At 64.5% G+C, this 24,913-nt stretch carries 23 protein-coding genes and 2 pseudogenes; 13 read left to right on the forward strand and 12 right to left on the reverse strand.

The window, feature by feature from the left end:
• Position 1 precedes the first annotated feature (1 nt).
• Together ACIA76_RS35245 and ACIA76_RS35250 are read left to right on the forward strand one after the other, a co-directional pair.
• Complete coding sequence (locus tag ACIA76_RS35245; protein ID WP_397158348.1) at positions 2-433, forward strand: winged helix-turn-helix transcriptional regulator; 432 nt, start codon at positions 2-4, stop codon at positions 431-433.
• Between the two features lie 55 nt (positions 434-488).
• Positions 489-1,211 (forward strand): sensor domain-containing protein, encoded by a 723-nt coding sequence (locus ACIA76_RS35250; protein WP_397158350.1) that lies wholly within the window; start codon positions 489-491, stop codon positions 1,209-1,211.
• 22 nt (positions 1,212-1,233) lie between these two features.
• Here the strand turns inward: ACIA76_RS35250 and ACIA76_RS35255 are convergent, their stop codons facing one another.
• From ACIA76_RS35255 to ACIA76_RS35265, 3 genes are all read right to left on the reverse strand, one after another.
• Positions 1,234-2,658 carry a hypothetical protein gene (locus tag ACIA76_RS35255; protein WP_397158352.1) on the reverse strand — a complete coding sequence of 475 codons (1,425 nt, stop codon included), beginning with the start codon at positions 2,656-2,658 and terminating at the stop codon, positions 1,234-1,236.
• Between the two features lie 4 nt (positions 2,659-2,662).
• Entirely contained in the window at positions 2,663-3,046 is a 384-nt protein-coding gene (locus ACIA76_RS35260) for a WXG100 family type VII secretion target (RefSeq protein ID WP_397158354.1), read from the reverse strand.
• Positions 3,047-3,876: 830 nt separating this feature from the next.
• Positions 3,877-4,080 (reverse strand): hypothetical protein, encoded by a 204-nt coding sequence (locus ACIA76_RS35265; protein WP_397158573.1) that lies wholly within the window; start codon positions 4,078-4,080, stop codon positions 3,877-3,879.
• Here ACIA76_RS35265 and ACIA76_RS35270 point away from each other — a divergent pair.
• Positions 4,064-5,407: an SHOCT domain-containing protein gene (locus tag ACIA76_RS35270; protein WP_397158559.1), complete on the forward strand. Its 1,344-nt coding sequence runs from the start codon at positions 4,064-4,066 to the stop codon at positions 5,405-5,407. The genes ACIA76_RS35265 and ACIA76_RS35270 overlap by 17 nt on opposite strands.
• 52 nt (positions 5,408-5,459) lie before the next feature.
• Positions 5,460-6,086 carry an SMI1/KNR4 family protein gene (locus tag ACIA76_RS35275; RefSeq protein ID WP_397158356.1) on the forward strand — a complete coding sequence of 209 codons (627 nt, stop codon included), beginning with the start codon at positions 5,460-5,462 and terminating at the stop codon, positions 6,084-6,086.
• Positions 6,087-6,127: 41 nt separating this feature from the next.
• On the opposite strand, the gene ACIA76_RS35280 is transcribed toward ACIA76_RS35275, so the two are convergent.
• Both ACIA76_RS35280 and ACIA76_RS35285 read right to left on the reverse strand, forming a co-directional pair.
• Positions 6,128-6,265: a hypothetical protein gene (locus ACIA76_RS35280; protein ID WP_397158358.1), complete on the reverse strand. Its 138-nt coding sequence runs from the start codon at positions 6,263-6,265 to the stop codon at positions 6,128-6,130.
• 288 nt (positions 6,266-6,553) lie between these two features.
• The gene (locus ACIA76_RS35285) at positions 6,554-8,062 is read right to left on the reverse strand and encodes an FAD-binding oxidoreductase (RefSeq protein ID WP_397158360.1); all 1,509 of its coding nucleotides are present in this window, start codon (positions 8,060-8,062) and stop codon (positions 6,554-6,556) included.
• 149 nt (positions 8,063-8,211) lie between these two features.
• On the opposite strand from ACIA76_RS35285, the gene ACIA76_RS35290 reads away from it, so the two are divergent.
• On the forward strand, positions 8,212-8,841 hold the full coding sequence (locus ACIA76_RS35290) for a TetR/AcrR family transcriptional regulator (protein ID WP_397158363.1): 630 nt from the start codon (positions 8,212-8,214) through the stop codon (positions 8,839-8,841).
• 98 nt (positions 8,842-8,939) lie between these two features.
• Here ACIA76_RS35290 and ACIA76_RS35295 read toward each other — a convergent pair whose 3' ends face one another.
• Positions 8,940-9,677, reverse strand: a complete 738-nt coding sequence (locus ACIA76_RS35295; protein ID WP_397158365.1) for a TetR/AcrR family transcriptional regulator — start codon at positions 9,675-9,677, stop codon at positions 8,940-8,942.
• A gap of 346 nt (positions 9,678-10,023) precedes the next feature.
• Here ACIA76_RS35295 and ACIA76_RS35300 point away from each other — a divergent pair, with 346 nt between their 5' ends.
• From ACIA76_RS35300 to ACIA76_RS35320, 5 genes are all read left to right on the forward strand, one after another.
• Entirely contained in the window at positions 10,024-11,649 is a 1,626-nt protein-coding gene (locus ACIA76_RS35300; RefSeq protein ID WP_397158368.1) for an AMP-binding protein, read from the forward strand.
• Between the two features lie 135 nt (positions 11,650-11,784).
• The gene (locus ACIA76_RS35305) at positions 11,785-12,747 is read left to right on the forward strand and encodes an aldo/keto reductase (protein ID WP_397158561.1); all 963 of its coding nucleotides are present in this window, start codon (positions 11,785-11,787) and stop codon (positions 12,745-12,747) included.
• A 462-nt stretch (positions 12,748-13,209) separates the two neighbouring features.
• Positions 13,210-14,079, forward strand: coding sequence for an oxaloacetate decarboxylase (locus ACIA76_RS35310; protein ID WP_397158370.1), 870 nt, complete (start codon positions 13,210-13,212; stop codon positions 14,077-14,079).
• A 113-nt stretch (positions 14,080-14,192) separates the two neighbouring features.
• Positions 14,193-15,710: an MFS transporter gene (locus ACIA76_RS35315; RefSeq protein WP_397158372.1), complete on the forward strand. Its 1,518-nt coding sequence runs from the start codon at positions 14,193-14,195 to the stop codon at positions 15,708-15,710.
• Positions 15,711-16,354: 644 nt separating this feature from the next.
• Positions 16,355-17,287: an alpha/beta hydrolase gene (locus ACIA76_RS35320; RefSeq protein WP_397158375.1), complete on the forward strand. Its 933-nt coding sequence runs from the start codon at positions 16,355-16,357 to the stop codon at positions 17,285-17,287.
• 332 nt (positions 17,288-17,619) lie between these two features.
• Here ACIA76_RS35320 and ACIA76_RS35325 read toward each other — a convergent pair.
• The 4 genes and pseudogenes from ACIA76_RS35325 to ACIA76_RS35340 all read right to left on the reverse strand — a co-directional run.
• Positions 17,620-18,078: pseudogene (locus ACIA76_RS35325) on the reverse strand (class I SAM-dependent methyltransferase); the annotation flags it as partial.
• Between the two features lie 15 nt (positions 18,079-18,093).
• Positions 18,094-18,546: a GNAT family N-acetyltransferase gene (locus ACIA76_RS35330; RefSeq protein WP_397158377.1), complete on the reverse strand. Its 453-nt coding sequence runs from the start codon at positions 18,544-18,546 to the stop codon at positions 18,094-18,096.
• A gap of 165 nt (positions 18,547-18,711) precedes the next feature.
• Positions 18,712-19,287: a hypothetical protein gene (locus ACIA76_RS35335; RefSeq protein WP_397158379.1), complete on the reverse strand. Its 576-nt coding sequence runs from the start codon at positions 19,285-19,287 to the stop codon at positions 18,712-18,714.
• Positions 19,288-19,911: 624 nt separating this feature from the next.
• Positions 19,912-20,025: pseudogene (locus tag ACIA76_RS35340) on the reverse strand (ATP-binding protein); the annotation flags it as partial.
• Between the two features lie 511 nt (positions 20,026-20,536).
• On the opposite strand from ACIA76_RS35340, the gene ACIA76_RS35345 reads away from it, so the two are divergent.
• Positions 20,537-20,746 (forward strand): hypothetical protein, encoded by a 210-nt coding sequence (locus ACIA76_RS35345; protein WP_397158381.1) that lies wholly within the window; start codon positions 20,537-20,539, stop codon positions 20,744-20,746.
• A gap of 459 nt (positions 20,747-21,205) precedes the next feature.
• Here ACIA76_RS35345 and ACIA76_RS35350 read toward each other — a convergent pair whose 3' ends face one another.
• Entirely contained in the window at positions 21,206-22,054 is an 849-nt protein-coding gene (locus ACIA76_RS35350) for a serine protease (protein ID WP_397158383.1), read from the reverse strand.
• A gap of 416 nt (positions 22,055-22,470) precedes the next feature.
• Between ACIA76_RS35350 and ACIA76_RS35355 the strand changes: the two genes are divergently transcribed.
• The gene (locus ACIA76_RS35355) at positions 22,471-22,731 is read left to right on the forward strand and encodes a hypothetical protein (protein WP_397158385.1); all 261 of its coding nucleotides are present in this window, start codon (positions 22,471-22,473) and stop codon (positions 22,729-22,731) included.
• Between the two features lie 237 nt (positions 22,732-22,968).
• Positions 22,969-23,403 carry a VOC family protein gene (locus ACIA76_RS35360; RefSeq protein ID WP_397158387.1) on the forward strand — a complete coding sequence of 145 codons (435 nt, stop codon included), beginning with the start codon at positions 22,969-22,971 and terminating at the stop codon, positions 23,401-23,403.
• Between the two features lie 110 nt (positions 23,404-23,513).
• Here the strand turns inward: ACIA76_RS35360 and ACIA76_RS35365 are convergent, their stop codons facing one another.
• Positions 23,514-24,887, reverse strand: coding sequence for a bifunctional lysylphosphatidylglycerol flippase/synthetase MprF (locus ACIA76_RS35365; RefSeq protein ID WP_397158389.1), 1,374 nt, complete (start codon positions 24,885-24,887; stop codon positions 23,514-23,516).
• Between the last annotated feature and the right edge of the window lie 26 nt (positions 24,888-24,913).

The raw sequence follows: 24,913 nt of genomic DNA on the forward strand, positions 1-24,913 counted from the left end.
GGTGACTACTCGATCAGCGCACGCGAAGGCCACCGATCGCGGTGATCTGTTCGATCGCCAATGCCCGACACGTCAATTGCTGGACCGCATCGGCACGAAATGGACGTCGATGGCGGTCAAGGTCCTCGCACAGGCCGCCCCGGGCGAAGTACGGTTCGCCGAGCTGCGGCGGCGCATGCCCGGTGTGTCGCAGAAGATGCTGTCGGTGACCTTGCACAACCTGGTCCGGGACGGTCTGGTCACCCGCCGAGTGGAGCCGGCAGTCCCGCCCCGCGTGCACTACCGGCTCACCGAACTGGGCTTGTCCCTGGAGATCCCGTTGGCGGCACTGCGGACCTGGGCGGAGGACCACATGGCCGAGATCGACCACGCCAACGCCGCCTACGGGTCGGTCGACGGGGTGAGATCAGTTGCGGCGCAAGATATCCGCTGACTCCGATGTACGGCCATCCCTCCCTGGGGGTAGCCCGATCCCATACCAGGGCTGGATGGATCTCACTGTGCGCGGTCCTAGCGTTGTCGGCGTGATGATTATCCGGCGCTTGGGCCTCGACTTCGCATACACGTTCTTGGGTTTGCCCCTCGCAGTGGTCAGTTTCAGCCTCTTTGTGGCCCTTTTCTCGGCGAGCATCGGCACAGTGGTGATCTTCATCGGGATTCCGCTGCTCGCGCTGACGCTGCTGCTCGCGCGCGGCTTCGCCGACATCGAACGCCTACGCCTTCAGCAGCTGACGGGCAGGGCGACACCACGGCCTCGGTACGCCGGGGCACCGGAGGGGGCGGGATGGTTCCGTCGGATCACCGCGCCGATCGGGCAGGGGCAGAGCTGGCTGGATCTGTTGTACGCCATCGTCAACCTACCGATCGCGATCATCACGTTCGTGCTGCCGATCGTGTGGTGGGCAATGACGCTGGGTGGTTTGACGTACTGGTTCTGGGGCAGGTTCATTCCCTATGGCGACAGCCACGACATCGTCATCGAGACGATCATGGGCGCGAACACTGCCCACAACCGGACAGTCTTCTACACGATCGTCGGTGTCGTAGCACTGCTCACCGTGTACACCGTCCAGCGGGGCAGCGCCGCCCTGCAGGCCGCCTTCGCGCAGACCCTGCTCACCCGACTCGCCGTGATGCAGGGCCGCATTCAGGATCCGACCACCAGCCGGGCGGCGTCCGTCTCAGCGGAGGTGACCGCGCTGCGCTCGTAGGCGGTGGCAGTGGCCCGCAGCCTCAGCCTGGCGGCAGGGTTGGAGCGGGGCCGGGTGAGGGGGCGGGTGGTGTCGGCGTGGGGGCGCCGGGTATCGGTCCTGTCACCTCCGGGACATGTCCGGGTGTGCGGTCGACCTGGGTCAGAACGGGCGGGTCGTCCGGGTAATGCGGAACCTCGGAGACCACGCTCGGCGCTTCATGCCCGACGCTCGCGCCCTCGCCCAACGGCAAGTGCTCGATCGGCCCCCAGGAGGACATCGTCGCCTGCCGGGAAAACAACGTGGTGATGGTCCCGTCCGGCTTGTACTGATAGGCCTCGACACTGGGATACGAGGTGACCTTTCCGCCGGCGGCGATTTTGCCCCCGCCCGTCGGTGTCAGGGTCATGTCGCCCTGGACGGGAAACAACTCCGAGCCGGGCGGGGCGAGCGCATCCGTACCGTCGTAATGGACGGCCAACGAGCCGTCGTTGCCTTGCACCGCATAGACGTTGGGCACACCGGCCCGCACCTCACCGTATTCGCTCACCGTCGGATTCTGCCGGCCGATCAGAATGCCGTTGTCCATATCGGCATAGAACGAGACCCTGGATTCCTCGGCGGGCACTGTCGAGGACGGACCGCGAAAGTCTCCGTGATTCTCGGGAAAGACATTCTGATCGACGAGGAAACCGATGATCGACCCACCGTCGAAGGGATTGAAGACGTTGTGGACACCAGGGGACGGGATGTACATGTTCTGCCGGTACACGCCGGCACCGGGGATCGGATCGAACGCCTGCATGACGATATTGGCTTTGACGCCTTTGTATTTCGGGTCATAGGTGTGCGGGTCCAGGGCGTCGGCCATGCGCCAGTCGTTCTCGGAAATCGGATCACGGTGGTAGACAGCGCGGAATGCGGCGATCTCGTTGGCGCGACGGTCGAGTTCGTTCTCGCCCGGCGAGCCCGGCGGGGTAAGGGGAAGCTGTCCGTCCGCGCCCTGGATCAGGACGGCAAGGTCCTCGTCGAACCGGGTGGCGTCGGTGACGACATTGTTCACACGGGTCTGCAGATTCGCGATCAGCACGCGCCGAGAGTCGTTGAACGGCCCCATCAATGTCTCGGTGACCGTGCCCGTGGCGGGATCGATGGCGAGATGTGCCGCCCCGGCTTGCTGCTCACAGTCGAGGGCTTCCTTCTTCAGCGAGACGCCCTCCTCGTAGCAGTCGAGCGCGGCCGCGCCGACCTGGGACACCTCCTGGCCGTGACTGTCGATGTCCACCCGGGTCTTTCCGACGGAGGCTCTGGCGACCGTCGACGCCGGGCCGTTCCAAGTCTGCAGCGTATTCAAGCCGTGGAGCGTGTCGTGCAAATCAGTGCACGAACCCTTGGCCGAGGTGCAGATACGGAATATCTCCTGGAGTTGCCCCGGGTCGAAGCCGAGCACATCGCCGAATGTGACCATCGTATCAAGCCTGCCCGACGACATTCTCGATATCCGTCTGTGCGTTGCCGTCCGCGGCCCGGTATTCGATCGCGCTCGAATGCAGTTCGCGCCCATGGCTGTCGACCGTGTGCAGAAGTCTCGTCGTCCGCGCCCGCCAGCCGTCGACCTTGTCCATGAGCGCCGCGCGGGTGGTGGTGAACACCGTGCTGGAATAGTCTTCCAGGTCGGTGTGGTACCTGGCGAAGTGCTCGACGGCATCGGAGGCCGCTGTCGTGAACTGGTGCCCGATGATATGGAGGTCGCCTGGGTCGACCTCGATCGCCTCGTCGCCGGCACCGCCTGATGGATTACCGAACGAATTATCCCCGACCCCAACCATTTCTGGTCGCCTTCCGCCGAAAGGCATTCTCCCGCTGAGCCATCCCCCCGGTAAGCCATTTTAGCCGAGCCGTCCTGTGTCTCGATGCCCCCAGAACCACCGACAGTGACGCCGCAGCAGCGCGATGGATCGCTCAGCCGGCCAGGGCGATGGTCCCCGAGCAACCGGCACCACTGCCGAGCCGGGGCTCGTGTGAACCGGCACCGAGACGAACGCCGCGGCGGATAAGACGGCAGCACCACTGAGGACGCGCTTCACAACCGAGCTCCCTCCTGCGCAGTTCAGGTTCGACTGTGTCACCTGCATTCGACCCGACAGCTATCGACTGGCAATCACTATTCGCTCCCATCACGGCAGTACTTCGACGAGGAGGGGTGTTTCGCGTTGCCTGCATTTGCCCGGCATCTCAGCCTCGGTGTGCGCCGGGAGAATGCGCTCACATGCCGCGTGGCGCGCGGCTCCGAACGGCCACGCGACTCTTTGGAAGCTCAACGAGCAGTGATCATCTCGGCCCGGCGAACGCACGCACGTAGCCGATTATGTGATGTCGACCGGCGGCAGCGACAGTGTCCGCCTACGCCCGCGGGTTCAACCTCTCCATAACAAGGAGGAAGCGCGCCGCGTGTCTTGTGTCAAGGGACGCGATGTGGCTCCAGCCCGCCTACGCGTTGCATAACCCGAAGTCATCCTCGTCGTGTCAGCCATCGAATCCGGCGGGTGCGCGACCCACCGTTCGAGTGACGTGACAGGGAACTTCATCGGGTCCACGGGGTGTCTCAAGGAACTTTCTGTACAGAACCAATCACCTCTGTACAGTCAGCTCCAGATTGTGACTAGTTCGCTGAACCGCACGTCCTTCACTGCACTCGAGTCGCATCGCCAGGCTGTTGTAGTTGTTGCTGCACTGTCGCTGTCGCTTCGAACAGCGATAACGACCTGCCAGCCGTCTGCCTGGCGGTGACCTCGAGGAGACCACTGATGTTCTCCCGCTCGGTGCGTCGATGGCTGACGGCGTTGTCGGCCGCGCTTGCCGCGCTGGTCGCTATGGCGATCGTGACCACACCCGATCGTCATACCCCGCAAGCAAATGCCCAGCCGATCTGCATCCCCATTCCCCCGGTGTCCTGCCCGCCGCCCCCGCCCGGGCCACCGACTGGACCGCAAGGACCGAACGACATACCGCCGGTGCCTACCCCACCGGCATTCCCGACCAACTCACCCGCCCCCGGTCCGGGGAGCGGGCCCGGGGCCTTGACGCCGCCGAATCCTGGACCAGGAAACGGCACTCCGATTGTTCCGGTCCCCGGCGACACACCACCAGCGGCACCAGGCAATCCGCCGCGTGTACCACCGGCGCCGGCCAATCCGCCACCAGGGCAACCAGAACCGCCACCACCACCGCCGCCCGCCGAGCCGGGTGCGCCCAGCGGGGATATCGTGTCTCAGCTCGAACACGCCGCCCAACTCCATGACCAGGGCGTGCTGTCCGACGACGAGTTCAACGCCCTGAAGCAACGCCTTCTACACGGCGGCGAGCAGAACCCGGCATCGACCAGCGGTGACGGCGGGGTCATTCCGCCGGAGTTGATCCACCCGGCGTCCTGCGGTGTGCCAGGGATTCGGGTGCTCAGCCCGGCGGAGGTCCACGAGGTCGTCACGTCGATCGTCGGACCGCTCGAGGAAGAGTTGGGCCCGGACGATCCCTTCGTGCGGCGGATCATCGACCGCACCAACCAGCTCAACAAGGGCTGCGCCGGGACGAAGGACCAGATCAAACAGATCGTCTGGCAGGAGGTACGCGACGAGTGGTACCGGGTCTATCGCGAACGCAACCGCACCCGTGACCGCTCCAAGAAGGAATGCGCCTACAAGGGCGACACCTCCAAGGATTGTGAGGGCTTGGTTGCCGTATGCCTCGCGAAAGGCCAGGAGAACCTGCCCGAACCGCAGAAGTCCAACGTGACCCGCCAACGTGACGCCTACATCACCGGCGGCAATGCGTATATCGCTTCCAACATGTTCCCTGCCTGGCGCATCGCCACCACAGACACTCCGGAGCGGGGCATCGCGTCCCAACTCGCAACCCAGTGGAAAGAGGCCCATCCCGAGATATTCCGCAACCCTGACCCGGCTCAGTTCCCGTCGGGGAAGGCCGAGCCGGGGCACGTTCCCGACACTATGTGGACCGGACCGCCGCCACCCAAACCGATGCCGTACGCGTGGGAAGCGATGGACAGTTCGCTGAACCGGTCGATCGGTGCGCAGGGCAGACAGTATCCGATCAACTACAAGGCCCGCGCATTCGTACCCGGCGACTGGGAAGATGGAGTCTGCGTGCCCAGCGCCAACCCCCGAGTAATGGCCTCACCCCCACCAACGTCATTCTGAACACAGCAGTGAGTAACGAAGATGGTGGCAACCTCTAGCGAAGGAGCAGCGCATGCGGTCCACGCGATGGTCGTTGATCATTCTCATGGCCATAGCTGCCTGTGCGTGTTCGGACAAACCGGCCGGACAGCCGGGTGATTGGGTACCGCCGGTGATCTCGTCGCTGAAACAGCAGCAAAGGCACTGGTACGACGCGAATCTCGCGCTCGGCCGGAAATCTGACTGGATGTTGACCGAGCCGAACCCTGCGGCCTCACCCGAAGACATCCGCACGGCCGAAGCGCGACTCGGAATCCGCTTCGACGACCAATACAAACAGTGGCTCGCCTACGCCAACGGCTGGACAGCCTTCTCCGGCGGCGGCAACCTCTACGCGCTGAGCGACATCTCCAAAGACTCCCCCGAGCACAAGGTCATGCTCGATACCTTCCACGAATACTCCATCCAGCCCAGCGATCTGGAGATGGACTCCTTCGACAACTTGATCATCATCGGCGGCACTGCCGATGGCATCGTCTACGTCACAGTCGGCTGCCGAGAACAGCAGTGCGCCTCGGCCCCGGTATGGGAAGTGGAGAGCACCGACCACACCCGATTCGCCGATCTGAAGGAATTCCTGAACAGGAAGATCACCCTAGCGAAGGCGATCGTCGACAAACTGAAAGACGAACGGAAATAGGCAGTCACGAGGGCGGAACCTGTCAATCCCGGTGAGACCGGTCAGGCGACGAATTCCGTGTTGATGTTCTCCTTCGGTGGCTCGTTGATCCAGGCTGCTTTCGGCAGCCGGGGCGGTTTCGGGGGACGGCCGAAGCCGAAATCACCCACCACATCGGTACCCGGAATCCGTTCCCGCATACCGTCATTCCAACATCACGAGACACGATGACTCATCACTCCACGGTGCTGGATCCCGCATCCTCGGTGGGATTCACCAGCCCGCCCCGCATGCTGGCCATAGCCCGCAGGGGTGAGCTCTGTGCCGCGGGGCGGCGTTATGCACGGCGAGATCGACTGCGGCGCAGAATGTCCGGTAGTAGCCGAATACCGGACGTGTGTCTGGTGTCCGGTAATCGGCTGCTGGTATTGAAAGGTTTGGTCAAGTGTCGTCACTGTGGGTGCCGTGGCTGTTCGGGGTGGGCGGTGTCAGTGTCGGTTTGCTGGGGGTGTCTCGTATCGTCCGACCGCGATGGTGTGGTGGGGGTCGAGCCAGTTTTTGAATCGCGCGATGAGTTCGCGTGCTTCGGGGCCGGGGCTGACTTTGTCGGCCAACTGGCCGTGGCCGCTGTCCAACCGGTAGGGGTAGTAGCCGGCTTCGGCGAACAGTTCATAGGCGCGGTCGCGGCCTCGGTGGGCCTTGGCGGCCTCCTCCTCGGTGCGGTCGAAGATGTAGTTCAGAACCAAATCGCCGCTGTCGGCGTCGACGATGTTGAACACCGCACCGAACTTCACACCGGTGTCTTGCTCGATGCGCTCGATGAGTTCATAGGCGGCGATCATGTCTGCGCCGGCGAAGGGGACGACGGTGGCGAAGAACATCCAGCCGGGGCCGTTGTCGTCGAACGTTTCGGCGGTGGCGTGGTAGGCGTTCTCGAAGATCGCTTCGCTGTAGGACGGATCACCGGAGTACTGCGCCCGCATCATCGCGGCCACGGTGCCGGGCTCGGGCTCGTCGACGACGATCGGATCGCCGAACAGCCCCGTCGCTGCTGCCTCGTCGAGGAGCAGTTGCACCGAGGTGTCGATGGTGGCGGCGGTGCCGTCGACATACATGACGACCATCTGGTCCTGCTGCACGCCGGCGACGCCGTAGTGATCGACAGAGGTGGCGTCGGCGAACTTCGGCACGCCGTTGACCAGGCCGACCACCATCCATTCCCGGACGAGTGTGGCGACGGCTGTCAGATCGGCCCGCGTGAACGGCAGGGTGACCAGTCGTTCCCTCGGGGGGCGAGGCATCAGCCGGATTACCGCTGCGGTGATGATGCCGAGATTCGATTGCAGAAACAGGTGCAACGGATTGGGGCCCAACCCGTGCTGATAGAGGGCCTTGTGCTTACCGGTCTCCGGCCACCAGCCCAGGCGCACCATGTGCCCGTCGGGCAGCACGACTTCCAGGCCGAGTAGATCGTCGACTCGGTGGCGGCGCATCCCGACGCCGCGTTCGGACAGATTACCGACGAGGCTGGTGTGTCCGGAGGAGCTGGTCAGGTTCGCGACACGACTGGTTCCCATCAGGCGGGTCGCCAGGGTCGCTTGGGTGACGCCCGGTTCGACGATCGCCCAGCCACTCTCGATGTCGATGCCCCGCAGCTGGTCGACGTTGCCGAGGTCGAGCGCGACGACGTTGTCGACCGCGGGTCCGCGGGAACCGAAGCCCCAGTTGTGGCCGGTGCTGTACACGTACAAGCCGCTGGCCGACGGCGATTGATCGAACAGGGCGACGATCCGTTGCACATCCTCGGCGCTGCGCGGGCGAACAACTCCCAGCACCGTGTGGGGTGGCGACATGCTGACATCGGCGAACGGCGGGAGTGGGACAAGTTCTCCGGCGTTGTCGGTGACCATATCCACCCGGTCCGCCCCGATCATCGCCCGCACCGCCTCGAGGGTCTCGAGCGTGCTGTTTCTCGTCGAACTGACAGCTGTGGACATCGCAGAACTCCTATCTCATCGAGTTGGTCGAGAAGTGGAAGGCTCGTCTTCACAGATACCTTTAGTGGCTCATTGAGACACTTCAGTGAATGTAGACTCCCGAAGTGTCACCATGAGACAGATGTGAGGAAGGCGACAGGGAAACCCCGATGACACCATCGCGTGGACTGCGTGAGCAGGCGAAAGCTCGAGTGCGGCGGGAGGTGATCCACACGGCGCTGCGGCTGTTCGAGCGGCAAGGCTTCGAGCAGACCACCGTGCAGGAGATCGCCGACGAGGCTCATGTTGCGCGCCGCACCGTGCACCGGCATTTCCCGTCGAAGACGGCGATCGTGTTCACCCACGAGGAAGACCTTGGCGCGCATCTGATTTCCGCGTTACAGCAGCGCCCGCCCACCGAATCCGCAATCGCTGCCCTCCGCGGGGCCCTGCACGACATGCTCACCGGCTATTCCCCCGTGTCGCTGAGCCCCGACCAGGTCGACACACTCCGCCGCGTCCGTCGGTTGTTGACCACCAATCCCGAACTGCGGCAAGCCAACTTCATCGGCGCCAAGAGCCGTGCGGGCGAGCTGGCCGCGCATTTCGCCCAGCGCTGTGGCCGCCCCGAGGAGGACCTATACGTGCAATTGACGGCCGAAACCTGTTTCGCCGCCTTGAGTGTCGGCTTCGACCACTGGATAAACTCCGATGATCACAGCACCACCGCGCTACAACGCATCACCGACTCCGTCCTGACCGAACTGGCCGACGGCCTCGACATCCCCGCCCACACATAACACCACCCCACACAGGGCATGTAGTGCACCAGTACTCCAGCCGAACTTCGTTGACCGGTTTCTCCGTCCCGACACACTCCGCCAACGGTTTCGGTGAATCACTCCGAGGTTGATGTGGGGGTCTGTTTGTTGGCGTGGAGCTCGACAGCGTCGAGGAGGAGGTCCAGCCCGAGTTCGAAGCGGTCTTCGGTGACAGCGTCGGCGAAGTAGGGTGCGGCCGCGGCGAGGTGGGGGTATTGGGAGGGGGGTGCGGCCAGGTATTCACGGGTGGTTGCCGCCAGATCGCCGGCGCGGGCGTGCTCGTCGAGGCCGAGGGTGATGGCTTCCAGCACGGTCGCGCCGAGCACCAGGTGCGCCCAGGCCAAGTAGTAGCGCGCGGCGGCGCGATCGTCCATCCCGGCGGCTTTGAGGGCGGCCACGCCCAGGTCGACGATCCGGAATTCGGCGTCGCCGCGGGTAACTCTGGCCGCAGCCAAGACAGCGAGGCGCGGGTGGGTCAGGTAGGCGCGCCGGACTCTGATGCTGAGCTCGCGCACGGTGGTGCGCCAGTCGGGCGCGGGCTCGAAGTCGGCCAGGGCGGTGGCCAGCAGCCGGTCGGCCAAGGCGAGCAGCAGTTCGTCCATGCTGCGGAAGTGCCGGTAGATCGCGGTGTGATCGACGCCGAGATCGGCGCCCAGCGCGCGGATGGTGAGTTTGTCGGACCCGTCGCGCTCGACGACCGCCATGGCGGCGTCGAGCAGCACCTCCCGGGACAGGAAACGCGGCTTCTCGCCACCGCCCGTCTCGCGGGCCGGTTTCTTGCGGGGACGGCCACTGGTTTTGTTTGTCGCGTTCACCACACCAGTGTGCCAGATCCCGACCATTGTTGTCACCATTGGTGACTCCAATGTTGACACCGGGTTGGGCGATGGTTAGCGTCGGTGTGGTGGCGAGGTGATCGCGACCCCGCGAACAGGCAGTATCCGGTCTCGAACCGAGACGTAACACAGGCAGCCATATGTGCCCCGTAATGCGTTGGTAGGTACGACTAGAGAAAGCTGGTGATCGGCGATGAATTCCAAGCATGAGGTCGACGGCGGTGTGATCGCGCGAGTGGAGCGCCCGGCCGCCAAGTTTCGAGGTCGGAGAAGTCGGAACGAGGTGGGTGCCGATCCGGATTCATCGGTGCGGTCGGAGGTAGACATGGGCACCAGCACCGTCGAAGCAAATCGCAGGTTGGATGAGGGCCGACCGAGGGACACGGTCGCACTATGGCATGTTCGGCCTGGTGTACCCGATCGCCGTCTGACCTACCCCGAATTCGAGGAGCTGGTCGAGCGCACGGCTGCGGCCTTGTCTCGCACCGGGATCCGGAAGGGCACGCGGGTAGCGCTGATGAGCCCGGTCGGAGTCGACTTCATCGCCCTGAACCTCGCATTGCCGAGACTCGGCGCCGTGCCGGTGGAGGTGGAACGTCAGATCGGCGCCGATGCCGTAGCGCGAGTTCTGGCCAACTTCGAGCCTCAGGCGTTCATCGGCGACGCCGAGGTGCAACGTCAGCGACTGGAGAACGGCTGGGCACGCGACAGTATCCGGACCGCGGTCACCGTCGGACCCGAGCCGGTTGATGAGGAGCCGACGCTGGACGGGCTGCGTGCGGAGGCCGCGTCCGATCCGATACCGGAACCGGTGACGCTGGACAAGGACGATCTGGCCCGGATCCTCACCACCAGCGGTTCGACCGGAACTCCGAAGGGGGTGGCGTGGAGCTGGGAAGCGCAGCAGTACTTCAACCGGTTGATAAGCGGGGGACAAGATATGTCGGGCGAGACCTTCTTGGCGGTCCTTCACTGGAATCTGCCCGGGGTGTTCGCCGCCGGGGGCACCGTGGTGTTTCTGGGAGACGGGTTCGACCCGGAGCAGCTCGCACCCGAGGTGATCATCGAGACGATCCGGCAGTTCGCAGTGACGGCGTTGATGCTTCCTCCGGCTGTACTGGATCAGCTGTCCCGTTACTGTGTCGAGAACGGGGTCGTACTCGACGGTGTCAAGCGCGTCGGCGGCGGTGGGGCGACGGTGAACCCCGAGATCATCGCGAGGATGCGTCGGTGCCTGCCCGAGGATGCCGACGTCCTTGTCGGTTACGGTGCGACCGAATCCATCGGCATCTCTATGATCGAAAGTCGCGAGATAATCGCCGAACGCGGAGCCACCGATCGCGGGGCGGGTGTCTGTGTCGGCTCGCCGCTCGACCTCACCGTGCGGGCCATTCGCATCAGTGACGACCCGGTCCGTGAATGGACCGATGAACTCGTGGTTCCGGCCGGCACCGTCGGCGAAATCACCGTCAAAGGGCCGAGTGTCAGCAAGTTGTACGTCGGCAATCCCGAGGCGACAGCCTTGGCGAAAATCCCGGACGGCGATCGCGTGTGGCATCGCACCGGCGACCTCGGATGGTTCGACGACAGGGGCCGAATCTGGCTCTGCGGCCGCAAAGCCGATCGAGTGCAGACCTCCGACGGAGACCTGTACACCGATCAGGTCGAACCGATCTTCGACACTATCGACGGCGTGCGCCGAAGCGCGCTGGTCGGGCTGGGTGCCGCACCGAACCAGGTGCCCGTGTTGATCATCGAATCGGTGACCGAGCCCGGCTCGTCCGATCGTGACCGCATTACCGCCGAGGTTCATCGGCTGGCCGCCGAATTCCCGCAGACCAAAGACATCCAAAGGGTCCTGTTCCACCCGCAATTCCCGACCGATTACCGGCACAACTCCAAGATTCGTCGCAATCTTCTGGCCGCCTGGGCGGCTGACCAACCCGCGTGATCACAGCGAGGTGCGAACTACGGCTGAGCAATCAACCGACGTCCCAGCACATGTTCCTGAGGTGCTATGTCCATCCCTTCGCTCAAAGAGCGAGGTGGCTCATGGTTGTCGTTACGCAGAGAGGCGGTCCCCCAAATGGTCGGCATCCAACAGCAGCAATCCGCCAAGGCGTCCGGTCAGTTCCTGATCGGCAACGACCTGCCCGTCACCCGACTGGGTTACGGCAGCGTGCAACTCACCGGGCCCGGAGTCTGGGGTGATCCCAAAGACCCCGACGAAGCCGTACGGGTTCTACGGCGCGCGGTCGAGCTCGGTGTGAACTTCATCGACACCGCCGACGCCTACGGGCCGGGCGTCGCCGAGCAGCTGATCAACAAGGCGCTCCATCCCTACCCCGCCGACCTCGTCATCGCCACCAAGACCGGAATGACCCGCATGGGACCCAGCGACTGGTGGCCCGTCGGCCGACCCGAATTCCTGCGCCTGCGAACCGAGAAAAGCCTGCAACGCCTGGGCGTAGAACGCATCGACCTGTTACAGCTGCATCGCATCGACCCCTGGGTCCCCCTCGCCGACCAGATGGGCGAGCTGAAACTCCTGCAGGACGAAGGCAAAATCCGCCACATCGGCCTATCCGAGGTCGATGTCGACCAACTCCGCCAGGCCCAACAGATCACCCCCATCGCCACGGTCCAGAACCTCTACAACGTCGCCGACCGGTCCTCCGAACCACTGCTGGAATACGCCGCGGCGCACCGCATCGGATTCATTCCGTGGTTCCCGCTGGCGAACCGACACTTGGCCCGGCCCGGCGGGCCGCTGGACGCCCTCGCCCGTCAACACGGCGCCACCCCGTCTCAGCTCGCGCTGGCGTGGCTGCTGTACCGCTCCCCCGTCATGTTGCCGATCCCCGGGACGTCCACCGTCGCCCATCTGGAGGACAACATCGCCGCCGCGCGGCTTGCCTTGACCGCCGAGGACCTGGCGGCACTGGACGCAGCGGCGCTGACCCCGCAAACCGCCGATGCCGACCGCTCACTCAGCGCAGCCCTCCGACCTCGCTCAGTCCTCGAAACTCATTCAGCTTCTCACCATTGAGCGTGGTCGACGCTCGGTGTGACAGCTCGTCGGTGATCCACGCGCGACATTGCTCGAATACCAGTACCAGGTGGGTGAAGCCTCCCGGAGCAGGAACCGAGCCTTCTCACCACCTGCCCCTCGCGGGCCGTGTTGTTCCGGGGACGCCCGGTGCTTCTCTTCGTCGCGTTCAACACACCAGTGCGCTAGATTTCTATCACTGTCACCATTGGTGACAACAGTGTTGACACCAGACTGATGAGTGACTAGTTTCAGTGTGGTGGCGAGGTGATCGCCGCAGCTGTACCAGAGGCGGCAAGGGCATCGGACTCGTCGGACGCCAGCCTCGAGAACAGGGAGTAACCCGGTCTCGATCCGAGACGCAGCACGGACAGGATCCAGAAGCGGCCCGCGACAGAAGGGCCATCTCATTCGTCCAAGAACCGGCCTCACAAGCCGCAGTATCAGGATCAGGAGACGTCAATGAGTTACGGAAATGCACTACGCACAGAAATTCGCGATGATCGCATAACACCGCTCATCGGTGTCTACGACATGTACTCTGCCTCGCTGGCCGCCCAGCACTACGACGGAATGTTCGTCTCCGGCTTCGGATTCGCCGCTTCGCACTACGGGCTGCCCGACATCGGATTCATCGCTTGGCCCGACATGGTCGACTTCGTTCAGCGGCTGCGGCTGGCGTTCCCGCATCAGCATCTGCTGGTCGACATCGACGACGGCTACGTCGACCCCGAGGTCGCCTGCCACGTCGTCACCCACCTCGAACGGATCGGGGCCTCCGGGGTCATCCTCGAAGATCAGAAGGGGCCGCGTCGCTGCGGCCATGTGGCGGGCAAACAGATCCTTCCTCTCGACGAATATCTGGAGAAGCTGAACCTGGTGCTGGAGACCAGATCCGATCTGGTCGTCGTGGCGCGCACCGATGCCACCGAGGAAAAAGAGATCCTTCGCCGCGCCGCGGCCCTGGCGGAAACCGACGCCGACGTCCTGCTGGTCGACGGCGTCCGCAGCGTCGAATGGATCCGCAAGATCCGCAAGGTCATCGGCGACAAACCGCTGCTGTTCAACCAGATCGCCGGCGGTCTGTCACCGCGGCTGTCGCTGTCGGAACTGCAGGGCCTCGGCGTCGATGTCGCCATCTACTCCACGCCGTGCCTGTTCGCAGCGCACACCGCGATCACCGAGGCACTCCTCGAATTGCGCGCCAACGACGGCCGGCTGCCGGAAACCGACGACGCAAGCGTCGGGGTCAGCACGTCGCTCGCACTGCTGGAACGCAACATGGCCAGGCACCACGGAAAGCCGGGCGAACAGGAAAAGATCGCCGCCTGAATCACCCACGTACGAGCCGGGCGGGAAGGTCATGCGGTGAACATTCGGCTTGCTGGATAAAGCACTCAGAGCTATGCGGAGGGCCTGTCCGCTACCGACTTCGAGAGGTGAACATGGCGACGATCACGACCGCACCGGGGACACAGGACAGTCTTGTCGGCGACTCCGGGGCTGCTCACGATTCATCTGTCCGGCGGTGGTGGGTGCTCGCGGTGCTCGGCACCGCGCAGCTGACGATCACGCTCACCGCGACGGTCATGAATATCGCCCTCCCCTACGCGCAGCGCGATCTGGGTTTCTCCGACGCCAGCCGACAGTGGGTGGTGATCGGCTACACGCTGGCATTCGGCAGCCTGCTGCTGCTCGGCGGTCGGTTGAGCGACCTGTTCGGCAGGCGCAGCATGGTCATCGCCGGTCTGGCAGGCTTCGCGATCGCCTCCGCGGTCGGCGGTGCGGCAGTGAACCTCGACATGCTGATCGGTGCCCGGGTGGCCCAGGGCGTCTTCGCCGCGGTGTTGTCGCCCGCGATCCTGTCCACGTTGTCGGTCACCTTCACCGAGCCGTCCGAGCGGGCGAAGGCGTTCGGCATCTTCGGCGCCATCACCGGCGGCGGCGCCGCGACCGGTCTGCTGCTCGGCGGTGCGCTCACCGAATGGGCCTCGTGGCGCTGGGCGCTGTACATCAATCTGGTGTTCGCCGGTGTCGCCCTGGTCGGTGCGTCGTTGCTGCTGGCCCGGCACGCCGCCCACCCGAAACCGGTACTCGACCTGCCCGGGACGGTGACGGTCACCGCCGCATTGTTCAGCATCGTCTACGGCTTCTCCCACGCCGAGACGAACGGCTGGTCCAACACCGTCACGATCGGATTCCTGATCGTCGGCGTGGCACTGCTCTGCGCGTTCGTCATCGTGGAAACCCGAGTCACCGACCCGCTGCTGCCGCCCCGGATCGTGCTCGACCGCATTCGAAGCGGCGCCTATCTCGCCGTATTCACCATCGGGATCGGGCTCTGGGTCGTGTTCCTGTTCCTCACCTACTACATGCAGCTGATCCGCGGCTACTCGCCGCTGCTGACCGGCGTCGCATTCCTGCCGATGGTGGCCGCGCTGGTGCTGTCATCGCTCACGACACCGTCGGTGCTGCTGCCGCGGCTGGGTACCAGGCTCACCGTGGCAGGTGGACTCCTCGTCGCCGCGGCCGGCATGGCGGCGTTGACCAGGATCGGACTGGACACCGGCTACGGCCACCTCCTGCCCGGGGAGATCCTGCTCGGGCTCGGCGTCGGAGCCGCGATCTCGGTGGCGATGCAGAGCGCCACCGCGGGAGTCGACCACGCCGACGCGGGTGTCGCTTCGGCGATGACCAACGCCTCCCAGCAGATCGGCGGCTCGATCGGCACCGCGCTGCTGTCCACCTTCGCCGCGACCGCGATGACCCACTATCTGGTGGGCAAGGCGCCGAGCCCAGTGCTCGAGTCGCAAGCCCAGATCCACAGCTATATCACCAGCTTCTGGTGGGCAGCGGGCTTCCTCGCCGCGGGCGCGATCATCCTGGCGGTGCTGATGCGAACAGGCTCCCAGGATCAGCCCCATGATGGTCGGGTACACCATGCTCGGCGTAGGTTGTGCTGACCGATCGGATATGAAGATCACCGCGGCGATGGTCGGGCCGTCAATCGCGCCGTTGGATGCAGATCGGTCCATGGCACTCCAATCAATCACCAATTACAGGATGTTTGTCCTCAGTAATCCGTTGCGGCACATGGGCATTCGTCCAGCGATATCGTGCGCGATACATCGATCCGATTGCGATGACAGAGGTATGCGCACGAGCAACGAAGTGGTAGATGGAATCTCGAACCGACAGCGAGCGAACTTCTCCGAGAACGCTATCGGCGACGAGGCAGGTGACAGCGCTGAACAGTAGAGCGAATATCGGGAATGTGCTCGGCCGTGCAGTGCTCGAATCCGAATAGTCGGTTGCCTGTGAACGGGGCTGTTCGTACCGTGCGGGTACCCGGACACTGCTCGATCCCTGCCACTCTCGAAGGCCGCTCGTGCATGTACCGCCGAATCGACGCTGCCCTGACCGGATCGACTCTGAATACGACATCAACCCCGCTCACTGTCGCCCCTCGCGGCAACCACGGAAGTTCCTCATGAAATACCGATACAGCCGAATCGCGTCGGCGATGGTTCTCGCCACGGTTTGGTCCGGCCTGGTCCACGCGGCGGCGACGGCGTCCCCGTCGGCGAGAACCTGTCAGGATGTCGAAGTGCCGGTGTCACTGACCGCGGCGTCGGCGACCGAATACGAGGTGTACGGGCGATTGTGCAGGCCGCCCGACGGCGGCGGCCGTGCGGTACAGCTGCTCGTGGCGGGGATCACCTACGACCACAATTATTGGGATCTGCCCGACTCGGTCGGCCACGAGCGCTATTCATACATCGATGCGGCAACCGATGCCGGCATGGCGACCTTCGCACTCGATCGGATAGGCATCGGTCGCAGCTCACACCCCCCGGGCGCGGCAGTCACCCTGGATTCGAATTCCTATGTCGTGCACGAGGTCGTGCAGGCCCTTCGGCACGGTATCGCAGGGGCGCCGGGATACTCGAAGGTTGCCCTTGTCGGCCACTCCTATGGTTCGTGGACATCGTGGCACGAGGCGGGCGCCTACCACGATGTCGATGCCGTTGTCTTTTCCGGTGCCGCCCATGGACTCAACCCCCTCAGCCCGCTGGCGGTGCTCCCGAACCTGTATCCCGCTCAATGGGATCCCGAGCTGTCCGGCACCGTTCCGGATCTGGGCTACCTCACCTCGCGCCCTGGACTACGCCAACTCATGTTCCACGCACCCGGGCGGGTCGATCCGACCCTGCTCGACTACGACGAACAACACAAGCAGACTGTCACCGTCGGCGAAATCGACAACTTCCCACAAATCCTGCTCGAACCCGTCGATATCCGCGTCCCTGTGCTCCTCGCCGACGGCAGCGACGATCCACTGTTCTGCGGCGGGCCGATCGCCCCGAACTGCTCCGACTCGGCAAGCCTCTCGGCCTACGAGCGCAGGTTTCTCGGCGCCGACGTTCCATCGGTCGACGCCTATGTGCTCCCCGGAGCCGGACACGACCTGAACTACGCCCCGAACGCGCACCACTGGTTCGCCATAGCACAGCGATGGATCACCAACCATCTCCGCTGAGGAACGCACAGTTCGGCACGTTCGCTCCGACACATGACAAACCGACACACGCACATGCCGCGTTCCGAGCGTTCGAGCGAGCCGTAACCGTTGGCCGCCAGCCGATCTCGCGAACGTCCGTTATATAGCCGCGTGGAGCGCGGTTCTAAACGGCCACGCGGAATCAACGGGCCGAGATCATCTCGGGCCGCCGGCCAGTGCCCGCCCATGCCGATGTGCGGATGGCCGTGTGAGGTGAGGCGGAGTAGAAAACGGGTGGTGATTCGCGGTATCGAGGACCGAAGGTCTGTCGGCGGAACTGGGTACTCATCCGGAGTGGCAGTCGCGCGGGCTCACGGGACTTCGGTATCGCGGGTGGCCTGGATCAGCCACGCGCGGGCACTGGTACCCGTCCACGTCTCCGGCACCGGTCTGCGGTAACGGGCGGCGGTTTGGATGTGGGCGGAAATCTCGGCCCGCCAGCCAAGTTGAGCTAACCAGTCGGTCGGATCGTCGACCGCTGAAACCCAGGGCGCGCCACGATGCCGCAGCAGATCGGTGATCGGAGCAAGGAGTTTCACCATCTCGGTGTCGACGTGCTCGACACCGAGCCTGCTCACAGGCGGCGACAGCTCTGCCACCTGACGGAGCAGTCGCCGGCCGTCGGCTTCGGTGAGGTAGAACAACAGTCCTTCGGCAAGCCAGGCGGTCGGCTCGTCCCGCAGTCCAGCAGCCTGCAACGCCGTCGGCCAGTCCTCGCGTAGGTCGGCGGCGACCGGCACCCGACGGCATTGCGGTGCGGCCCGGCGCGCGGTGAGGACGGATTGCTATGCGCGCGGCACGGCACGCTCGCTGAGCGTGCGGTACATGCCGATCGACGCCGGTGCTGTGTCGGTGAAGCCGAATTTGCGGTACAGCTGATGGGCGTCGCCGTCGGCGATCAAGGAGACGTAGGCCGAGGACGGGGCCCGGCGGTCGAGCTCGTCGGTGAGTGCCTGCATGATGCGCCTTCCCAGCGCTTTCCCCTGATGTTCGGGGAGCACGCAGATGTCGACGACCTGGAAGAAGCAGCCGCCGTCCCCGACGATGCGTCCCATGCCCACCGGCACGCCGCCATGAAGCACTGTGATGCCGTGCCAGCTGTTGGGTAAGCCGAGTTGCGCAGCCTCGATGGACTTGGCGCTCAGTCCGCAGGCGGTGCGCAAATACTGGTAATCGGCAACAGCCGGAATACCTGGTCTCAGCTCAAAACCGTCCTCTACCAAGGGGTTTACTGTCATGAGATGCAGTATGGACCGAGGGGCCGACAGACTTGATGCCACGAAGCACGCGAGCCTGCTACTCGCCCGTGCGACCGTGATCAATCCGGCGAACACGATCACGGAAAGTGTGCCTGATCCACGAACCAACCGGGATTGACACCCAGCAGCGCGCGGATCTGCCGCTCACGCCAGAGCGAACGTCAGCCGGTACTGCGGTCCAGCTGGGTCGCGTGACCAACAGTAGCCGAACCATACCCCGGGTGTGATCTCACGGATCTCGTCCAACAGTTGGGGGGTCGGCGAGGGGGCGTAGTCGATCTCCCATGCCGACTGCCCATCCAGTACCGACGAACCCGAATAGACGTTGGCGGGCCAGGCTTCGATGCCGGCCGGACTGACCCGGTTCAGCAGATATCCGCCGTCGGGGCCTGTGTGGAACGACTTGCCGAGCCATGCCGCCGACGCCCACGACTGCATATCCCGCGGGCTGATCAGCCAGCCCTCCCTGACGCCGACCGGCACATCACCTCGCCGGGCCTCGCGGAAGATCGACTCCTGTTGCTCGGGCGTGCATCGCAAACGCAGCGAATCCAGTGTTGCTGCCCGGCTATCGGCGAACAGAACGCAGCCGCCTCCGTAGTCGGCATCGGCATGCGCGACCGGGGAACTGACGGGCGCAAAGGAGATCAGAGCACCGATTCCGGCAGCAACCAGACACCCGAACAGCGATCTGCGGAGATATCCACGACCTGTGACCATCATCGTCTCCTCTGGCTCCCCCGTGGGCCGATCCGGCCTCAACGCCATGATAGTTTGCTGATGATTAGCTGTAGTGGGTCGATGTCGAACCGAGATCAAGTGCCCAGTGCTGCCGACTCGGCGGCGCTGGTTCCGACCCACCCCACCCTGGGTCGCGTGCGTGTTTGGCACGTATGCCTGGGGCGGGGCGTTTCGGCCGTGCGGGGTGGCCCCCTGGGGTGGTCGAAGCCTTGCCCCTCCTACCGGACGGCGGTGTGGGGTCTCGGTCGGCACATACACAGGGACCTGAACTGGGGTTACGGCGCGATCATGAGTTCGAGGTGTCGTCTGGTTTGCTGTATCCGCGCACATGGCCGTAAGCGCGAATTCTGACACCACTTCCGCCGAGGACTCGCCGAGTCGCTGGAATGCGCTCTCATCAGCGTAAGTCGTTCTACATCAAGCGGGTTCTGATGTTCCAGCCCCGCTGACTTCAGTCGACGCAAGTGCGCTCTCATGCCGCATATCGCGTGTTGGTCAACCGTTCAGATCGGCTGGGCGACATGGTGTTCCAACACGCGTTCATGCCGACGAGAAGGTGCTCGCCTGCGGCCGGGGTCCTGCCCGGCGGGCCGGGTCTCTGCTTCAGTCGTTGGCTTTGGCGGCAGGCACGCGGCCGAGGTCACGGTCCTTGAGTCGATAGCTGTCGCCTTTCAACGAGATGACCTCGGCGTGGTGGACCAGGCGGTCGATCATGGAGATTCGCTCGAATGTGGTGCCGCGATGAATCAGGAGCCGGCGGAACCGGATGGGGCTGGCGGGTTGTGTTCGACCGCGGCACCTCGGTAGTTGATACTCCTGGGGAACTCGGGCCAGCTCTTCGAGTGACCGTCGCTGTCTCTTTCGGTGCGATCCGGGCAAACGAATGTCATCGACTTCGTTTCGTGTGGTCGTACATATCTGACTTCCGAGCGGGTTCCCGCTGACCAGCATGCGACATCAGCGGTGACTCGGTAGGTGTCGTCGGTGTCGTTTCGGCATGTTTGCCAGTCGCACCGAACTCCGGGCGCGAGATCCGTCGCGGCTGCCGGTGGTGCTGTCACGGCGACTGCGGCCGAGAAGACCGCGGCGACACCGATACCGAACGTGAGCGAATGAAATCGTCGAGAATTCATGATCGCCAACGGTAAGGAACGTCCGCTCTCGGGTCGTCACTCCGACGGGGTAACTTACTGTCACCCGCCAGTAGTACCGAGAACTAGGTGGACCGATGGGGTACAACAGATCCCGTTCACCATCGCAGCCCCCCGAACTACCTGAAACCGCCGTCGATGCCCGCGATCAGCTCCTCGCCGCCATCGCCGCCGAGGCCCAGTCCATCACCGCCAAGCAAGCGGGCAAGTCCGCCGAGGCATTGGAAGCACTCGCACGCGCCTACGCCCTGGTGACGGCCAGCCCCCCGCCGTCGTCCCCCGGATAGCGCCGCTCGCAGCGGCAACTACCCCCCGTACTACGGCTCGTCGTACGGGCAGTACAGCTGGTAGTAGCCTAGCCTGGCCGCCGGTAAGCGCCCGCGTTCCCGGCGGCCAACGCACGGTAAAAGCCGCGTTCCGGGCGTTGGTCGGCCGTTCAAATTGGTTGGCTGGCAGCAATTCCCAACGCACGCTTCTGCCGAATATCGCGCGTTCTCTGGGTTCACAGCCTGTGGTGAGATGTCGTGCCACGGACACCACGGCGGGGTTTTACGACGGTTCTCTGGGGTGTGTAGCTCTGTGGCTCCGTATTGATCGACGACAGAGAATGGGTGCGGGCGCCGGTTGCTCACATCCGCCACCACGCACTTGTGTGCGGAGAATGCCCTGTCCAGCATAGGAATTCATGTCCGAGTAACTCAGAAACGTTCACGTCAGGGCGTCGGCGACAGCGCGGTCCGACGGGGTCAACTGCGGTGCGCGTCGATCCAGGAGCGGAGGTTGCCGATCCTGGCGTAGACGCCGGGGTAGCCCTTGACCGCACAGCCATAGCCCCAGGAGACGATGCCGACCAATGTCGCGGTGCCGCCGTCGATGGTGACCGCCGGTCCACCGTCATCGCTTTGGCAACGGTCGTGGCCGCCCTCTTCCTCGGCGGCGCAGATCATGCTGTCGTCGACTCCGCCGTATTGAGCGTAGGCGGTGTTGCAGGTGGGTCGGTCGACGATCGGCACGGTCACCCTGTACAGGTCCGCCGGGATGGATCCGCCGGATCTGGTGACTCCCCAGCCCGAGACCGTCACCGGGGTGCCCTTCGCCGGGTCGTTGCCACTCGAAGCCAACGCGACGGTGCCGATGTTGGGGTCGCCCGAATCCACGGGGATGTCCTGGGCCAGCTTCAGCACCGCAACGTCATTCGAATAGTCCTTTGTTCCGGCCTCGTCCGAAGAGGTTCTCGCCTCGTAATTCTCGTGGACTCGGACATCCGACACCGCGACAGGCGTGGTCTGCGAGTACTTCAGGCTGCCGTAACCCACCCGCAGGTCCGCGGCAGTCTTGCCCTGCACGCAGTGCGCCGCGGTCACGATGGTGCGCGCGTCGATGATCGAACCCCCGCAGGCGTGCGTATACCCGCTCCAGCCCTTCGCCTGCACCGACACCTGCCACGGGGAGTCACCGTCTTTCTCCAACACACCACCGACAATCGCGTCGGCAGGTGCGGACGCAATCAGGCTCCCCGCTCCGAGCACCGCTGTGACCGCCACACCTAGCAGGCCGGCGCGACGTGCCTCACCGATACCGAACAGCAACATCATGTCCCTTTCCGCGCATCGAATTCAGCACAGACGCTGCACTATTCGAGCGCCTGTCCGATCGGATCCCGGGCCTCACACGCCAACCATCCGAACCAGTCCATTTCATCTTCGTTGCCGCACACGACGTGGATGGTTCCCGGCACCGAGACTCCGGATGGGAGTGTCGGCTGGAATCGGCCGCAACGAACGTCTTCTGCCGCGACCCGCGCTGTCTCGAGCCGCCAGCGCTGGCCCGCGGAAGATCGACGGGCCGTGCTCATCCGAGGCCGGCCGGACGCACCATGTTGCCGATGCGCGGAGATTCCATGCTTGGCTTTGGTTGATCTTGGGACACAACCGATCTCAAGTCGGAACGGGCTTCGCCGTGGGATGATCTGTGTCGGTCGGTAGCGGACCGACCGGGAGGAGGCGACGCCATGTCCGACGAGCAAGCCACACCCGAAATCACCGACCTGGGGGAGATTCCGGCAACTGCGACCACACCGGAGACAACAGGCATGCTGAGCATCCGATACATGGACGGAGTGCCCGTGCTCGTCGTCACCGGCGGAACAGCTCCGGAAACCATCACAGCCGTTGACGGGTCCGGCACCCCTTCAGCGCTGTACACGGCAGGCCCCATTGTGGGGCCTGGGGTCCGAGTGAGCTCCTTCAGCAACTGGGTGAACAACACCTAACTCTCATGCTCCAAATCGTTTGGCTGACACGTCCTCCGGCGCGGCCACCAACGCACGAGATTGCCGATTTCAGTATGCCTCTCCAAGGGGCTGGTGACGTTGGCATGACCGATGGCCGATGCGCGGTCGAATCGTGCAACACGGCGCCGCGACCTTTACCTGAACGAAAACCTGCTCAACCCGGGGAATTCCGTGAACGCTGACACGCGTCGTCGCGTGTTCCTACACTGCGTGGGCATGACGATCTACCGGATGGATCACGTCGGCGTCGTGGTCGAGGATCTTGCGGCTGCTATCGCGTTCTTCGTCGAACTGGGCCTGGAGCTGGAGGGCGAGACGACAGTCGAGGGTGAATGGGTGGACCAGCTCGTCGGGCTGGACGGCGTCCGATCCGATATCGCCGTCGTGCGGACCCCGGACGGCCACGGCCGGGTCGAGCTGTCGACGTTCCACAGGCCGGTGGCCACCAGCGCGGCGCCGAGGGCACCGCTGAACACCCCGGGCATCCCTCGTCTCACGTTCGTTGTCGACGCCGTCGACACCGTCCTCGACCGCCTGCGCGCCCACGGCGCCGAACTCGTGGGCGAGGTGGTGCGGTACGAGGATTACTGCCGATACTGCAATATCCGCGGCCCTGAGGGCATCATCATCGGGCTGGTCGAGGAGCTCTGAACAACCCCGGGGGCCAACACCCCACCCGGCCTCGCCGACGGGTTCCATACCGCCTGTGGCGATGGCCGTACTCGGTCCGAAGGCCCGGGCGCGGCGAGGGATGACGTGAGTCAGTCCTGGCGGCGGTGCGGGACGAATTCCAATGTCAGCAATGCCGCTGCGGTGAAGACGATTTCGCGCCAGCGGATCAGGACGAAGCGTTGGTCGGAGAAGGAATTGAACTTGCGCAGGAAGCGGTAGAGCGATTCCAGGCGGATCATCGGGTCGAGCAGGCGGGCCAGGACGTAGAGGCTCTGCTTGGTGCGGGAGCGGTCCTTATCGCTGTAGAGCTCGGGGAAGGCCGCGAATGCCAACGAGATTCGCTGCACGCCCTTGTCGCGGCCGTAGGCGACCAGGTCGACGATCATGCGCTCGTCCAGGCCGTTGGGCGCGTCCTTGCGCCGCCACGGGACGTCCAGGCTCAGCTCGCTGCCGTGGTTGGAGGCGCCATAGCGCTGGAAGCCGACCACTCGCCCGTCGGCATCGCGGGCGAGTACCAGCAGCAGACCGGGATTGCGGCCGTCGAGCAGGTGATCGAGGATCATCGAGAAGCCGCGGGTCTGGCGGCCGGAGCGCCATTCGTCCACGATCTCGAACAGGGTGGCGCGCAGGGCCGGATCCAGTTCCCGCTCGTAGAGGACCTCGGTGGTCACGCCGTAGTTGTGCGTGCGGCTGACGGCCTGGCGCAGATTGCGATACTTGCGGCCGACCATATCGAAGCCGTCGACCTCGATCACCACATCGCGCCCGATCGGAATCGCGTGCAGCCCATGGTGTCCCTCGGCCTGCGTGCGCCACAGCTCGCTCAGGGCGGGGCTGGCGCCCAGGACCGCGATGCGCCAGCCGTGATTGCCCGCGAACTCGGAGAATTCGCGAATGAGCGCACCGAATTCGGCACGATTACCGATCGGATCGCCCGCGACCACCGCGATGCCGAAGCGGGTGCGGTAGCCGATGGCCGCGGTCGAATTCGCGTTGAAGAAGTAGGTTTTCGACGAATGCAGCGCGAACGGCGCGATCGGATCGTCGACCGTGCGATCCACCAGCGCCGCGATCCGGAACCGCTGATCGGGCTGCGGGCGCGAACTCTGCGGCAGCATCAGCACGAATCCGGTCGAGGCCAGGCAGACGAAGCCGACCACGTGATGGTCGCCGCGATAGGCGATATTGGAGACGCCCAGCACGATGAACGCGATCGTGAAGTGCGGCAATGTGATCGGCCGCCGCAGATGCAGTCCGCGCGCCACGCCCAGTCCGGAGATCGACACCGCCACGAACCAGCTGCGGTTCACGCCCTCCTGCGCGGCCCGGTCGGCGGCGTACAGCAGCACCATCCCGACCAGCAGCAGCACGGCGATGAGTGGCACCCGCACCGCGCGAGTGGGCGAGAGCGCGGCGTATCGGTAAGTTCGATACCCCGTCAGCGCCGAGTTGGTATCCGCCATAACACCCTCCCGATGGTCATACCAAC

Origin of the sequence: Nocardia sp. NPDC051570, assembly GCF_044454005.1 — a bacterium.
Lineage (GTDB): Bacteria > Actinomycetota > Actinomycetes > Mycobacteriales > Mycobacteriaceae > Nocardia.

Bases quoted from the DNA above. Each gene is read 5' to 3' on its own strand.
- ACIA76_RS35250 (WP_397158350.1), top strand. From the start codon at position 489: ATGGATCTCACTGTGCGCGGTCCTAGCGTTGTCGGCGTGATGATTATC.
- ACIA76_RS35255 (WP_397158352.1), bottom strand. From the start codon at position 2,658: ATGGTCACATTCGGCGATGTGCTCGGCTTCGACCCGGGGCAACTCCAG.
- ACIA76_RS35260 (WP_397158354.1), bottom strand. From the start codon at position 3,046: ATGCCTTTCGGCGGAAGGCGACCAGAAATGGTTGGGGTCGGGGATAAT.
- ACIA76_RS35270 (WP_397158559.1), top strand. From the start codon at position 4,064: ATGGCGATCGTGACCACACCCGATCGTCATACCCCGCAAGCAAATGCC.
- ACIA76_RS35275 (WP_397158356.1), top strand. From the start codon at position 5,460: ATGCGGTCCACGCGATGGTCGTTGATCATTCTCATGGCCATAGCTGCC.
- ACIA76_RS35280 (WP_397158358.1), bottom strand. From the start codon at position 6,265: ATGCGGGAACGGATTCCGGGTACCGATGTGGTGGGTGATTTCGGCTTC.
- ACIA76_RS35285 (WP_397158360.1), bottom strand. From the start codon at position 8,062: ATGTCCACAGCTGTCAGTTCGACGAGAAACAGCACGCTCGAGACCCTC.
- ACIA76_RS35290 (WP_397158363.1), top strand. From the start codon at position 8,212: ATGACACCATCGCGTGGACTGCGTGAGCAGGCGAAAGCTCGAGTGCGG.
- ACIA76_RS35300 (WP_397158368.1), top strand. From the start codon at position 10,024: ATGGGCACCAGCACCGTCGAAGCAAATCGCAGGTTGGATGAGGGCCGA.
- ACIA76_RS35305 (WP_397158561.1), top strand. From the start codon at position 11,785: ATGGTCGGCATCCAACAGCAGCAATCCGCCAAGGCGTCCGGTCAGTTC.
- ACIA76_RS35310 (WP_397158370.1), top strand. From the start codon at position 13,210: ATGAGTTACGGAAATGCACTACGCACAGAAATTCGCGATGATCGCATA.
- ACIA76_RS35315 (WP_397158372.1), top strand. From the start codon at position 14,193: ATGGCGACGATCACGACCGCACCGGGGACACAGGACAGTCTTGTCGGC.
- ACIA76_RS35330 (WP_397158377.1), bottom strand. From the start codon at position 18,546: ATGACAGTAAACCCCTTGGTAGAGGACGGTTTTGAGCTGAGACCAGGT.
- ACIA76_RS35335 (WP_397158379.1), bottom strand. From the start codon at position 19,287: ATGGTCACAGGTCGTGGATATCTCCGCAGATCGCTGTTCGGGTGTCTG.
- ACIA76_RS35345 (WP_397158381.1), top strand. From the start codon at position 20,537: ATGGGGTACAACAGATCCCGTTCACCATCGCAGCCCCCCGAACTACCT.
- ACIA76_RS35350 (WP_397158383.1), bottom strand. From the start codon at position 22,054: ATGATGTTGCTGTTCGGTATCGGTGAGGCACGTCGCGCCGGCCTGCTA.
- ACIA76_RS35355 (WP_397158385.1), top strand. From the start codon at position 22,471: ATGTCCGACGAGCAAGCCACACCCGAAATCACCGACCTGGGGGAGATT.
- ACIA76_RS35360 (WP_397158387.1), top strand. From the start codon at position 22,969: ATGACGATCTACCGGATGGATCACGTCGGCGTCGTGGTCGAGGATCTT.
- ACIA76_RS35365 (WP_397158389.1), bottom strand. From the start codon at position 24,887: ATGGCGGATACCAACTCGGCGCTGACGGGGTATCGAACTTACCGATAC.